The 13,737-nt window shown below is 68.9% G+C and carries 9 protein-coding genes; 5 read left to right on the top strand and 4 right to left on the bottom strand.

The genetic code is table 11. The annotated features are described in order from the left end of the window. From ACLEQD_RS22255 to ACLEQD_RS22245, 3 genes are all read right to left on the bottom strand, one after another. Positions 1-1,126: DUF4041 domain-containing protein (locus ACLEQD_RS22255; protein ID WP_410386524.1), on the bottom strand; the 1,126-nt coding region annotated here is incomplete at its 3' end. Between the two features lie 13 nt (positions 1,127-1,139). Beyond that, the gene (locus tag ACLEQD_RS22250) at positions 1,140-6,344 is read right to left on the bottom strand and encodes a DUF4011 domain-containing protein (protein WP_410386522.1); all 5,205 of its coding nucleotides are present in this window, start codon (positions 6,342-6,344) and stop codon (positions 1,140-1,142) included. Positions 6,345-6,526: 182 nt separating this feature from the next. Next, positions 6,527-8,125, bottom strand: a complete 1,599-nt coding sequence (locus ACLEQD_RS22245; RefSeq protein WP_410386520.1) for an ABC-F family ATP-binding cassette domain-containing protein — start codon at positions 8,123-8,125, stop codon at positions 6,527-6,529. Positions 8,126-8,359: 234 nt separating this feature from the next. On the opposite strand from ACLEQD_RS22245, the gene tgt reads away from it, so the two are divergent. From tgt to ACLEQD_RS22225, 4 genes are all read left to right on the top strand, one after another. After that, entirely contained in the window at positions 8,360-9,529 is a 1,170-nt protein-coding gene (gene tgt / locus ACLEQD_RS22240; RefSeq protein WP_410386518.1) for a tRNA guanosine(34) transglycosylase Tgt, read from the top strand. A gap of 128 nt (positions 9,530-9,657) precedes the next feature. After that, positions 9,658-10,647 carry a hypothetical protein gene (locus tag ACLEQD_RS22235; protein WP_410386516.1) on the top strand — a complete coding sequence of 330 codons (990 nt, stop codon included), beginning with the start codon at positions 9,658-9,660 and terminating at the stop codon, positions 10,645-10,647. Then, positions 10,614-10,850: a hypothetical protein gene (locus ACLEQD_RS22230; protein ID WP_410386514.1), complete on the top strand. Its 237-nt coding sequence runs from the start codon at positions 10,614-10,616 to the stop codon at positions 10,848-10,850. Before ACLEQD_RS22235 ends, ACLEQD_RS22230 begins: the two co-directional genes overlap by 34 nt. Before the next feature lie 179 nt (positions 10,851-11,029). Beyond that, positions 11,030-11,734, top strand: coding sequence for a transglutaminase domain-containing protein (locus ACLEQD_RS22225; RefSeq protein ID WP_410386512.1), 705 nt, complete (start codon positions 11,030-11,032; stop codon positions 11,732-11,734). On the opposite strand, the gene ACLEQD_RS22220 is transcribed toward ACLEQD_RS22225, so the two are convergent. Then, the gene (locus tag ACLEQD_RS22220; RefSeq protein ID WP_410386510.1) at positions 11,706-12,422 is read right to left on the bottom strand and encodes a TetR/AcrR family transcriptional regulator; all 717 of its coding nucleotides are present in this window, start codon (positions 12,420-12,422) and stop codon (positions 11,706-11,708) included. The genes ACLEQD_RS22225 and ACLEQD_RS22220 overlap by 29 nt on opposite strands. Positions 12,423-12,550: 128 nt before the next feature. Between ACLEQD_RS22220 and ACLEQD_RS22215 the strand changes: the two genes are divergently transcribed. Then, positions 12,551-13,737: FAD-dependent monooxygenase (locus ACLEQD_RS22215; RefSeq protein ID WP_410386508.1), on the top strand; the 1,187-nt coding region annotated here is incomplete at its 3' end.

Below are 13,737 nucleotides of genomic sequence, written 5' to 3'. Positions count from 1 at the left end.
CATGCCTCCCGTCTGCTTGCAAGCGATCCGGCACGTCGTTGGCCGGACGGTTACCTTTTGCCCGCTCGTAGTCCGCCTTCGCCTTCGCCAGTGCCTCGGCGTCGCGCTTCGACTCGCGCTCCGCCTCCAGCTTCGCCTTCTCCAGCTCGCGCTGGGCTGCCTCCTCCTCTCGCATCTGCTCCCGGATGCGGCGCTGTTCATCCCGCTCCTGTTGCACCTTCTCCGAGTACTCATAAGCGAGCATCAGCTCTTCGACCTTGAGCTTGACGTAGCGCCGGGCGATGACGCACTTCTGAATCTCCGCGAGGCCGTTGATGGCGGCAGCCGCCTTCTCGATGCGCGTCTCCATCGCCTTCACGTTCTTGTACGACACCTTTGCTACGCATGCGTCCGCCTCGCCATTGAAGGCTCGAAGCATCAGCTTCAGGGTCCGGTCGGTCTGTTTCTTGCCCTCCGCCTTGCTGCCGTTGACCTCCCATTGGATGGAGCACGTGGCGGCTTCCTTGTTCTTCAAAAGCTGCTTCTGGGATTCGCGGATCCTCTCCAGGCGGTCCTCGTATTCCTTCACGGACGAGAGGGCGTACACCGGCTTGTAGAAGCCAAAGGAGAGCAGGACCTCCTCTTCCTCGAGGGCCTTCAGCTCGGCTTTCAACCGGGCGAGGCCTGACTCCAGGCTGGCTCGCTCGGTGTTCGCCTGCTTTCGCCGCGCTTCCGCCTCCTCCATGGCGCGCGTCGCGCTCTGGGTCGTCTTCGCCGTCTCTTCACGGATCCGGCTCAGTTCCGCCTTCGCCCGGCCCTGTTCGGCCGCGATGGCTTGCTCCACGTCCGCCTTGGCCCGGGCCAGCTGGGTTTCCACCCGCTTCTGCTCCGCCGCCAGCGCGTTGTCCGCCTCGCTCCTGGCTTTCGCCAACTCGTCGCGGACCCGCTTCTGCTCCGCGGCCAGCGCGGCGTCCGCGTCCGAGCGCGCCCGCGTCAACTCCTCGGCGACCCGGCGCCGTTCGGCCTCCAGGTCCAGGATGGGCTTGAAGCGCTCCTGCACCGCCTTGAGCCGGCTTCGCGTCTGGAGCCACAACCCGAGGAGCAACAGACTCAATACGCCCAGGCCAATGGCAATCATCGTGGTCATGGATGTCTCCTGTTCAGGCGCTGACGGCGCGCATCTGGTTCTCCGCCGCGGGCTCCTCGCGCACCACGGTCGGCAGCTCCGCCGCCTCTTGCCGAAGCACCTCTTCAACATGCGCGACGATCCGCGCGACCTCTTCCGATGGCGAGCGGAACCAGTCCGTGGACCAGATGCGGTGGAGCCTCCACCCCAGGCCCTTCAGCACCTGATCCCGGAGGCGGTCCCGGTCCCGCGCGGAACGTGACGAGTGATACCTCTCGCCGTCACACTCGACGCCAAGGACATAACGGCCCGGTTGCCGAGGATGCCGCAGGGCCATGTCTATGAAATAACCCGCGACGCCCACCTGCGGGACCACTTCGAATCCCCGCGCCATAAGCGCCTTCGCGACGGCGATCTCGAAGTCGGAGTCGGGTGGCCGGCCACTTCCCACGCCGTGCGCCACCTTCTCTCCCTTGGCTTCGGACAGGTACCGCTGCAGGACGCGCATGCCGCGGGGACTGCTCTCCTGGACCTTGAGCCTCGAAGGGTCGAAGGACGCGAACACCGTCAGCGCGCACCGCGCCCGCGTGAAGAGGACGTTCAACCGGCGGTACCCGTCCGCCTGATTGATGGGCCCGAAGTTCATCCGGAAGCGCTCGTTCTTGTCGGGACCGAACGTGACCGACACGAAGATGGCGTCGCGCTCGTCGCCCTGGACGTTCTCCAGGTTCTTCACGTCGAAGGGCATGGGCGACTTCTCCCACTTCGCCAGGAAGGCCCGGAGGGCCGCGTCGTTCTTCTCCTCGGCGGTCACCAGGTCGTCGATGAGGTCCCGTTGCTTCGAGTTCAACGTGACGACCAGCAGGCTCTGCTCCGGGCGCGTACGCGCATGCGCCTTCACCGCCGCCAGCACTTCGCGGGCCTCGGGGATGTTCCGGTTGGACTCGTACAGTCCCTGCTCCACGCGGTGGAAGTGGAGTCCCAGGCCCTCCAACTGCTCACCGGGCGCGGGGAAGGTGATGAGGTCGCCGTTGTAGAACTCGCGGTTGCTGAAGGCGATGAGCGAGGGGTGGCGGGACCGGTAATGCCAACGCAGCATGCGCATGGGGAACCGCTCCGCCGCCGCCGTGAGGATGCTCTCCGAATCCTCCAGGAAGGACGGCCCCTGGACCTCGTCTCCCTCCGCGCCCTCGGTGTCGGCGTCCTCCTGCTCCACCTGGGCGAAGAAGCTGGTGGGAGGAAGCTGCTCCGGGTCGCCCACCACCACCAGTTGCCGCCCTCGGGCAATGGCTCCCAGCGCATCCTCGGGACGCATCTGGCTGGCCTCGTCCATCACGACCAGGTCGAAGGTCAGCTGCCCGGCGGGCAGGTACTGGGCGACCGACTGCGGACCCATCATGAAGCAGGGCATCAACGTCTGGAGTGCACTGCCGGCGCGTGCCACCAGCTCGCGAATGGGGAGGTGCCGCTGTTTCTTGCCCAGCTCGTGCCGCAGGAGATGCGTCTCCGTCATGCCCGCAACCTTTGCCGACGACACGCCGGGAGGAACCGGACGCTGACTGAGTTGACGCGCCAGGTATCGGCCCTGCTTTTCGATGCAATGCGTGTCCAGGCGGGCGAACTCCTCCCGCTGGGAGGCGTGAACCGCGCCCGTGAATTGATCGAGCTCCGGCTGGTCTCGCAGGATGGCTTCCGCCAGGGAGCGGAAGAAGACGGCGTCAAAGGCCGCGACCAGCCGCTCCGGCTCCAGGCCAGGACGGGTGTCGACGCGCTCCAGGAACCCCAGCGTGCTTCGCGTTCGCGCGACGGCGCGCCGCTGCCGCTGGTATGCGCACCAGGCCGGGAGCGTCGCGGACTGGCTTCGGGCCTGGCGCAGGCGCATGACCGTCGCCTGGAGCGGCTTCTCGGCGGCGGGTTCCTCCCAGGTGCCCGGCGCCATCCTTCCCAGCTCCCAGGCCTGGCTGGCGGATTGTCTGTAGGCGGTGAGAGCTGCTTCCACGTCATGCGTGGCGATGAGCAGGTCCGCGTGCCTCCGTGGCGTGTCCTTCCGCAGCAGCCACTCCGCCAGCCCCTCGGGCAGTGGCGCCGCGAAGAGGACGTCGACATGGCGCAGGGCGCTTCGAGGGCCCGCGAGGGACGTCTTCCGACCCCGGTATGCGATCCCTGGCAAGCCCGCCGCCGGGGCATGCGCTTCCAGCCGGTCCTCGGCTTCGCAGGCCTCGCGCAACCGGCGCAGCTGTCCCTGGAGCTGGGAAAGGGTCAAGGACGGCGGGGCATCTCCCTTCCGTGCCCAGCTCAGGACCTCGCCCAGGTGCTTCAGCAAGGCGTCGAGGCTGTCCTGGGCCTTGCCGCAGGGTTCGGTGTTCCAGGGCGCGTGCGGCAGACCCATGCGCGTCGCGGCTTCCTGCACGGAAGTGCTCACGTCTCGGGCCTGGAGCAACTCGTCACCCCACACGCGGGTCTTCGCCAGGGCCTCCTGCCAATGTCTCGCCGGCCGCTCCAGCACCGCGCGGCGGAGCTCCGCCCCCCGTTCTCCCAACGAGAGGAGCAACGCATCGACGTTCCGGTAGGCGTCCAACCACGAAAGAATCCGGTCGAAGCGCGTATCAACGCCCTGGAAGCGGACGCCCAGGGCCGCTTTCAGGGGCGCGTCCTCGTGGAACCGCTCCCGAGCCGCGTGATGCGCCAGCAGTTCGGTGTACCCCTGGCGCAACACGGGCCGCGTCGGACGGACGCCATGGGCCATGGCCTGGAAATCCCGCCTCGCCGCACGCCATGCACCCGAGAGCCAGGGGATGAATGGCGCGGTCGAAACCGCGACGGCATGTGCCTTGAGCGTCGTGAGCGGAGGAACGAGTTCGGGCATGACGCGCACCGCGAGCGCTAGCGCCTGGTCCTTCAACTCCGAGCAGGTGCTGCCGGCCTTCCGAAGCAACTCCTCGGCCTCGCGCTCGACCCAACGCGCGTCCCGCCACTCCAGGGCGGCGTCATCCAGGACCGCCATCGCTTCGACGACGCGGACAAACGTCTGGAGCTGCTGGGGCGTCCAGAGCGTGACGTCCACCTCCAGGCATGAGGCCACGGCGGCCATGAACCGGCGTCCCTGTGCCAGGGCCCGGGCTGCTGCATCCACCGCTTCATGCGCGCGTGTCAGCGTGACGAGCGTGGTGTCTGGCGAAAGCAGGCGCAGGGTCGTGTCGAGGACGGCTTGCGCGTCACGCACGGCGGGCACGGTCAGATCCTCCTGGGCACGCCAGCCCGCCTCCAGCCCCGACCACCGCGCCTGGACCGACTCGATGGCATCGAGCAGGGCGCGCAATCCCTCGCGCTGCGTGGCATCAAGCAGGGCAGGGACCAGCTCCGGAGGAGCCCCCTCCGGAAGGCGCGGAAGGACCCGGACGTTGGAGACCAGGGCATCCGCCGCGAGCACGCTCGACCTGGGGGTGACGCCAGTCCGGGCTGTGAACGCAGCCAGCGCCGTCTCCAGGTGCAGCGCGGACTCTTCCCAGGCTGCGATCCGTTGAACGAGTGTCTGGCGGTCCTTGTCCGTCAGCGCGTCGTTCGTCACCCCCGCCCAGGGGTGGGCGCAGAGGAGGGGAGCGACGCGGCGAACGTCCCCCAACTGCGCCGCGAGGCCCCGGACCGTGTCGCGGGCCTCCGCCAGCGCCGTGGAGGACATGCTCTCCGCGCCCTCGAAGCGCAGGCCCTCCAACTCGACGACTGCTTCTCCCAGCTCCGCTTCGGCGCGACTGACCTTCCAGAACACGTCGTGCGGTGACATGCCGAGCGCCCCGAAGGGCTTGTGCATCCGCTCGGTATGCGCGCGCAGGATGCCCGCCGCGCTCGAGACCTGTTCGGTGAGCGGACGGGGAGCGCTCGCGCCTGCGTCCAGGTTGAGCCTTCGCCGCAGGTCCTCCATGAACTGCTGCTTCTGGGTCTTGTGGCTGTGCAGCTCCAGGCAGAACTCGCCGAGCCCCGCCTGCTGGAGGCGGCGTGAGACGACCTCCAGCGCCGCCAGCTTCTGCGTGACGAACAGCACGGTCTTGCCCGCCGCCAGCGCCGCGCCGATGAGGTTGGTGATGGTCTGGGACTTCCCGGTGCCGGGCGGTCCCTGCACCACCAGGTTCTCCCCCCGGAGCACGTCCACCAGCACGCTGTGCTGGCTGCTGTCCGCGTCCGTGATGAGGGGGGGAGGATTCAGCTCCGGCGAGTCCAGGTCATAGACCTCACTCCGGCGTTCCCGGAGGCCGCCTCCGCCTCCTGCGCCTCCTCCCGGTTCATTCGCCTGCGCCTGTCCTCCCATCAGCGTGCGAACGAGTGGGTTGGCCAGCGGGGAGCTGTTCTGCGGCCATCGGGTGGGCTCCAGGTCCCGCCACATCAGGAGCCGCCCGAAGGACAGCAGCGTCAGCGTGACCTGCCGCTCCAACCCCCACCCGGGGCGCAGGCCCTTGAGCAGCACCGTCACCTTGTCGAAGTACGCCTCCAGGCCTTCCTCGGCGGAGAAGGCCGGAAGCGTGATGCCGAACTCCTGCCTCAGCTTCTCCTGGAGCGTGAGGTTCAGCTCGATGGACTCGCCTTCGTTGTAGTCCACCTCGTAAGCGTGGACCTGCGTGTCCGGATGGGCCTGGCCGCGCTTGAGGCTCACCGGCATGAGCACGAGCGGTGCGCTGCGCGGCTTCTCCTGCCGGGTATCACCAGACTCGTACCAGCGCAGGAACCCGAAGACGAAGTGGAGCAGGTTGGCTCCGGTCTCCTGGATGGCCGTCTGCGCGAGCCCCTGGAGGCGGTGCAGGTGGCCCTCCAGATCCTCCGGGAAGTACAACGTCTGCAGGTGGCGGTCCTGATGCTTGCGAGGAGCGGTGCCGCTCTCCGTGGGGACCGCCTTGGGCAGCTCATACCGGGTGTCGATGCCCAGGCGCTTCGCCTGTTGAAGCAGCAGCTTCTGCCGGGCGTCCTTGCTGGGGACCTCCTCGGTCATCGAGAACACCACCGTCGCGGCGGCGGGATCGAAGTCCTCCTGTTCCTCGGAGTCCTGCTCTGGTGGCGTCACCGGGAGGAACGTGAGCGCGCGGTGGTTGCTCAGCCGCTCGAAGACGACACCTGGAAGTTCATCCACGATTCGCAGCGACGTCCTGGCCGTGTGCTTGAAGTGGAGGAGCCGGTTGGTTGCGCTCAAATCCAGCAACCGGGTGCGTTGCCGCTGAAGCTCTTTCAGCAGGACCGAGTCGTGCGGAGTCATGAATGCCTTCGCCCCCCCGGGCCGTCATGGGTGGGACGACCTGGCACCGCAGGTTCTGTCCCATTCCTCGCGAAAGGGACATCACCCGGAAGAGGGATGGACAGCCCACGAAAACGCCGCCTCGCTTCCGGACGGACCGGAAACGGGCGGCGTTGGGCACTGCCTACGGATGTGACGCGGGACTACCGGCGCTTCTGCGCCGCGTCCGCGTGCTTCTCCATGAACTCGGAATACGGGCCGTTGAAGTCGAGCACTTCCTTGCCCTGCTCCAGGCTCCAGATGCGGGTCGCGACCTCGGAGATGAGCTCCTGGTCGTGCGTCACGCAGATGACCGTGCCTTCGAACTTCGACAGGCCCTCCGCCAGCGCCGCGATGGACTCCAGGTCCAGGTGGTTCGTCGGCTCGTCGAGAATCAGCACGTTGTCCTGCATGATCATCAGCTTGGACAACAGCACGCGCACCGTCTCACCACCGGAGAGCGTGTCCGTGGGCTTCATCCGCTCCTCACCCGAGAAGAGCATCCGGCCCAGCACTCCGGAGATCTCCTCGTTCGTCAGCTTCTCGCTGATCTCCCGGAGGTAGCCGAAGCACGTCGTGCCCTTGTGGATGACGCCGTGGTGGTCCTGCGGCAGGTAGCCCACCGTCGCCTGGTGGCCCCAGGTGATGGTGCCCGCGTCCGGCTCCAGCTGCCCCGCCAGCATCTTCACCAGCGTGGACTTGCCCACGGCGTTGCGGCCGATGACGCAGATGCGCTCGCCCTTACAGACCAGCCCCTTGAACGGCTTGATGACCGGCACCCCGTCGAAGGACTTCTTCAGGTCCTCGAACATCAGCGTCTGACGGCCGCTGACCACCTTCTGGTCGAACCGGATGAACGGCCGCGCGATGTTCGAGCGCTTCAGGTCCTCCGTCTTCAGCTTGTCGATCTGCTTGATGCGGCTCTGCACCTGCGACGCGCGCGTACCCGCGTGGAAGCGCGCCACGAAGTCCTGCAGCTGGGCGATCTTCTTCTTCTTCTCCGCCGTCTCCGACTCCACCCGGGTCCGCAGCTGCGACTTCTGCCGGACCATGTCGTCGTAACCACCCGTGTACTGGATGATGGTCTCGTAATCGATGTCCGCGATGTGCGTGCAGATGGAGTTCAGGAAGTGCCGGTCGTGGCTGATGGTGATCAGCACGCCCTCATACGCATGGAGGAAGTTCTCCAGCCAGCGGATGGAGTCGATGTCCAGGTTGTTCGTGGGCTCGTCCAGCAGCAGCCCGTCCGGCTTGCCGAACAGCGCCTGCGCGAGCAACACGCGCAGCTTCAGGCCGCCGGTGAGCTGGCGCATGGGCTCTTCGTGGAAGGACTCCTCGATGCCCAGACCGGCCAGCAGCGTGGCCGCGTCGCTCTCCGCGGAGTAGCCGTCCTCCTCCGCGATGACGCCTTCCAGCTCGCCCAGCCGGTTGCCGTCCTCTTCCGTGATGTCCGCCTTGGCCAGGAGCTTGTTCTTCTCGTCCATGGCCGCCCACAGGTGGCGGTTGCCCATCAGCACCACGTCGATGACGCGGTCGTTCTCGTAGCGGAAGTGGTCCTGGCGCAGGATGCCCAGCTTCCGCGGGCGGATGATCTCGCCCATGTCCTGCTCCTCGTCACCCGCGAGGATCTTCATGAACGTGGACTTGCCGGCCCCGTTCGGACCGGTCAGGCCGTAGCGACGGCCCGGCGAGAAGGCGACGTTGACCTCCTCGAAAAGTTTCTTGGGCCCGTAGGCCTTGGAGACGTTGATGACGTTGAACATGGCGGCGGCTTGTAACGGAAATGGCGCGGCGACCCAAGACGCGCGGTGAATCGGTGACGCGAGGACCCAATGTAACCGCCGTCCCGCCCCGGAAATGCCGGCTTCCGACCCCGCCCCCGGGGGCCGGGTAGGGAAACCGGAGCCTTCCCCGGGGGGACGGCCTCCCGGGGACCAGGCAGGCGTCCCCAGGAAGCGGGTGCCTCCGGGCGGGCGGGCTGGGTATAAGGCCCGACAATGGCCGTCCGCTTCGAACTCCTGAATACCGACCCCACCGGCGCCCGCACGGGCATCCTGCACACCCGCAAGGGGTCCTTTCCCACGCCGATGTTCATGCCGGTGGCCACCCACGCCGGCTTCCGCCACCTCGGCATGGAGGAGGTGAAGGAGACGGGGGCGAAGATCCTCCTCGCCAACACCTACCACCTGATGCTCCGGCCCGGCCCGGAGGTGTTCGAGCGCTTCGGCGGCATCCACCCGTTCATGCAGTGGGACGGCGCGGTGCTGACGGACTCGGGCGGGTTTCAAATCTTCTCCCTGCCGGAGGACCGGCTCATCACGGAGAAGGGCGCGCACTTCCGCAGCTTCTACGACAACAGCCGCCAGCTCCTGAGCCCCGAGTCGAGCATCGCCATGCAGCAGGCGATCAACTCGGAGATCATGATGGTGCTGGACGTGTGCATCGACTCGCGCACGGACGAGGCCGGCACCCGCGAGGCCATGGAGCGCACCCACCGCTGGGCCGTGCGCAGCCTGGCCGCGAAGGAGCAGCGCGCCACGGGCCAGGCGCTGTTCGGCATCGTCCAGGGCGGCGTGCACCCGGCCCTGCGCGACGAGAGCGCCGCGTTCCTCACGAAGCTGCCCTTCGACGGGTTCGCCATCGGCGGGCTGGCGGTGGGGGAGACGAAGGTGGAGCGCGACACGATGACCGAGCGCGCCACCGCGTCCCTGCCGCAGGACAAGCCGCGCTACCTGATGGGCGTGGGCACCCCCACGGACCTGCTGGAGGCGGTGCTGCGCGGCGTGGACATGTTCGACTGCATCATCCCCACGAAGATGGCGCAGCAGGGCTACGCGTACACGTTCCAGGGGCTGGTGCGCATCACCCGCACCGCGTACCGGCTGGAGGACGGGCCGCTCGACCCCGAGTGCGATTGCTACGTGTGCAAGCGCTACTCGCGCGGCTACCTGCAGCACCTGATGCGCGGCAAGCACCACCTGGGCTCGCGCTTCCTGTCGGTGCACAACGTGCGGCACTACCAGAAGCTCATGGAGCGCATCCGCGAGGGCATCCTGCGCAACGGCTACGCGCAGACGTACCGCGAGCTGAAGTCGGCCATCGCCACGCCCAAGGACCTGAAGGACGAGGCCGCCGCCACCGCGATGACGTTGAAGGACGTGGGCTGAAGTCCGGGCGCGCGTTCCGCTGGCCGCCCCCCGGCCGGTTGAAGCAGGCCTGACGCGAACGGCGGTGCGGCGGGACGTGGCGGGTTAGCCTGCGGTGCCCGGGCGCGTAGGCCCGGCGCTCTCGCCGCATGGACCCGCGCGCCGCCACCCTCCTGAGTCACGTCCGCGCGAGCGCGGAGAACCGGCCCGGCGTGTACCGGTTCTTCGGTCCCGCCGGAGAGCTGCTCTACGTGGGCAAGTCCGTGCGGGTGCGCACGCGGCTCCTGTCGTACTTCCGCGCGGACGAGGGCGAGAAGGCCTGGGAAATTGTCGCCCAGGCGCACCAGGTGGAGTGGGAGTACACGGCCAGCGAGTTCGCGGCGCTCCTGCACGAGTTCCGGCTCATCAAGAGCCACCGGCCCCTCTACAACGTGGAGCACAAGCGCGACCGCTCGCACTGCTTCCTCCAGCTCACGCGCGAGGCCGTGCCCCGGCTGCGCGTGGTGGGACAGCCCGGCGGTGGCGGGAGCGCGGAGTACTTCGGGCCCTTCCACGGCCGGCACACCATGGCGGACGTGGTGCGCGCGGTGAACGACCTGCTGGAGCTGCGCGACTGCCCGTCCGAGACGCCCATGCGGCTGGCGGATCAGCTCCCGCTCTTCCCCATGAAGGACGACCCGCGGTGCATGCGCGGGCAGACGGCGCGGTGCCTCTCGCCGTGCGCGAGCGGGTGCACGACGGCGGAGTACCTGGCGCAGGTCGCGCTGGCGCGGGCGTTCCTCAACGGCGAGTCGGACCGGCCGCTGGTCATCCTGCGCGAGCGCATGGCGATGGCGGCGCGGCGGTCCAGTTCGAGTACGCGGCGGAGCTGCGCGACCGCGCGGAGCGGCTGGAGAACGTGCAGGCGTGGATCGTCGAGCTGGGGCGCACGCTGCGGCGGCTGTCGCTGGTCTACACGGTGCGCGGGCACGGCGGCGAGGACCGCACGTACGTGCTCAGGCGGGGACGGATCCGCGCGGAGGTCCCCGCGCCCCGGACACTGGAGGAGCACGCGGCGCTGGACGCGCGGGTGCGGGACATCTTCGCCATGCCGGAGCCGGAGGCGATGGGCCTCCGCGCGCAGGAGGCCCAGGAGCTGATGCTCGTCGCCAAGTGGTTCCGCCTGCACCCGGAGGAGCTGGAGGCCACGGTGCCTGCCCCGGCGCGGGCTGGAAGCGAGGAGCCCTTCGAGGAGGCGGCGGAGGCCCGCGCCGCGCTCGCTCGCACGCTGGAGCGCACCGTGGAGGGGCCGGAGGAACCGGAGGACGCGGAGCCCGACGGCGTCTCCGAGCCGGCAGGGTGATGACGCCGGCCATCACCCCTCCAACGACAGTCATCAGCGGCGCGGGCCTTCGCTGACGGGGACAGGCCCACGGGCCCTGGAAACACAGGGGGTTGGCGCTCACTCCAGGGCGCACGAGCGCTGGCACACGCCGTGCTCATGGGACAGACATCCCCGCTGTTCCATCGAGGCCCTGTCCCATGGCGATCTCCTCCCTGTCGCGTCCGTCCTCAAACCCGTGCGCGATGCGTCCTTCCGAAGCCGCGCAGGCTCCTCGGAATGTCGTGGTGAAGGTCGTCACCCCCGATGGCAAGCCGGTGAAGACGGTGGACTCCGCGAAGCAGCCCCAGGAGTTCGCGAAGCTGCTGAAGGAGCTGGGCCTGACCCGGGAGGCCCTGCTGAAGGGCGAGGGCGCTAAGGGCCAGGCCCCGAAGCCCACCCAGGCACAGAGCTTCCAGCAGAGCCGGAACCGCGACAGCTTCGAGCCGTCCAAGGCGCAGGGCGCGAAGGGCCCGTCCTCCGGCAAGAGCTCGGATCAGGTGGCCCAGGACATCGCGAAGGAGGCCACGTCCTGGAAGTACGACTACTCGGGCGGCAAGACGTGGGATGCCGCCATGAAGAACGCCGGCAACTTCGACACGTCCAAGTCTGGCGTCTGCGTGGACATGGCCATCGAGGCCGAGCAGCGCTTCGAGCAGGCTGGCGTGGACGCTCGCGTCGTCTTCGGCAATACGGACCGGGGTGCCCACGCGTGGGTGGAGTTCAAGGACGACAAGGGCCAGTTCCAGGCCTTCGACCCCACCGCCGCGGCCTGCACCAAGAAGGCCGACGACGCCATCACCCCGTACGACAGCGGCGCCTACCAGTACCAGGGCGTCACCGAGACCCACCAGGCCGTGGGCTGACCCGCGCCGCGATCCCGTCGAGCACGCACTCCAGTCCCTGGTCGAACAGCGCGTCCAGGGGCGGGTGCGAGGCGTCCTGCATGACCCTCGCGAGCATCGGGAACTGGCCGGTGGCGAGCATCCGCTGGAGGTAGGGCCCCGTGGCGTTCTGCCACTCCGTCTTGGTCTTGCCGCTCTGGACTTCGGAGCGCAGCTCGCTGGCCTCGGACTGGATGGCGCCGATGACGTAGGCGTTGACCGTCCGGAGGGCGTGCATGACGGTGTCGATGTCCTCGAACCCCGGCGTGTCCCCCAGCGCGGCCAGTGACGCCTCGAGGTGCGCGAGCGCGTGGGGGCCCAGGTGGGGACGGCCGCCCAGCAGGCTGGTGAACCACGGGTGCTTGCGTGAAGCCCGCCGCATCCGGTGGGCAATGGCGCGCAGGGCCTTGCGCCAGTCCCCGCGCAGCCGGCCGTCCGCGGCCATCTCGCCGTAGACCTCGTCCACCATCAGCTCGAGCAGCTCCTCCTTCGTGGCCACGTAGCCGTAGAGCCGCATCGGGCCGGCCTCCAGCGCGGCCGCCACGTTGCGCAGCGACACGGCGTCGAGCCCCTCCTTGTCGGCGAGCCCCATGGCCGCCTGCACGATGGCCTCCCGGCTCAGCGGGACCGGCGGGGGCCTTTGGGCCGGCTCGGGGCGCTCCCAGACCACGGGGGCCTTCTTCGCACTCGGTTTGCGTCCAGGGCTCATCGCCCTCCGTCTTGCCCCTTCCCGGCCACATTGACAACCCGTATCCGCCGATACAGTGTATCGGAAGATACGACGAATCGGAGGGTGCGATGGAGACGAAGTCGACGGCGGTGCTCGTGGTGGGTGGCAGCCTGGTGGGGTTGTCAGCCGCGGTGTTCCTGGCGTGGCGAGGCGTTCCGACCGTGGTGGTCGAGCGGCATCTGGGGAGCCATCCGCATCCCCGGGCCATCGGCTTCACGCCCCGGACCCTGGAGCTGCTCCGCGCGGTGGGCCTGGGCCCGCGCATTCCCCAGGCGCCTCCAGGAATGCGGCTGCGGCGGGTCCGGGCGGAGAGCCTGAGCGGACAGTGGTTCGAGGAGTCCGCCTGGACGCCGGAGGACCGGAACGTGCCCGACCTGGAGTTCTCGCCGTGCCGGGGCGCCGCGATGGCGCAGGATCGCCTGGAGCCCATCCTCCGGGAGCAGGCGCTCGCGCTGGGCGCGGACCTGCGGCTGGGGACGGAGTTGGTCCGGTTCGAGCAGAGCGCCGACGGCGTCGTCGCGTGGTTGCGCGGCCGCGACGGCCAGGAGGAGCTGCTGCGGGCCGACTACCTGGTCGCGGCGGACGGACATCGAAGCCCGGTCCGCGAGGCGCTCGGCATTGGCCGGAGCGGGCGGGGGCTCATGCGCACCGCGCGCAGCGCCATCTTCCGGGCGCCTTTGCAGGAGTACCTGAAGGCGGGCGTCTCCCAGTTCAACATCGCGCAGCCGGGCTTCGAGGCGTTCCTCACCACGTACGGTGACGGCCGCTGGCTGCTGATCCACCGGGAGGACCGCGAGCTGGATGACGCCGAGCTCCGCGCCCTCATCGCCCGGGCGATTGGCCGGGACGACGTGCCGGTCGAGGTGCTCACCACGGGCCGCTGGGAGATCAGCGCGTTGATCGCGGACCGCTTCGCCTCCGGCCGGGTGTTCCTCGCCGGAGACGCCGCGCACACGCTGCCGCCCAACCGCGGCGGCTACGGGGCGAACACGGGCATCGACGATGCGCACAACCTGGCGTGGAAGCTGGCGGCGGTGCACTCCGGCGCGGCGTCACCCCGGCTGCTCGACACGTATGACGCCGAACGGCGGCCCATCGCGTGGCTGAGGCACCAGCAGATCTTCGCGCGCGACGACTTCAAGCCCATGGCGGCGCCGGGCAGCGACGCGCCATCCTCGACGACGCGGCCATGGAGTTCGGTCAGCTCTACCGCTCGGACGCGGTGCTGGGCGCGGACGCGACGCTGCCGCCGCGC

Source organism: Corallococcus sp. 4LFB (genome assembly GCF_046520365.1).
Classification (GTDB): domain Bacteria; phylum Myxococcota; class Myxococcia; order Myxococcales; family Myxococcaceae; genus Corallococcus; species Corallococcus caeni.
This window is presented reverse-complemented; position numbering and strand designations above follow the sequence as displayed.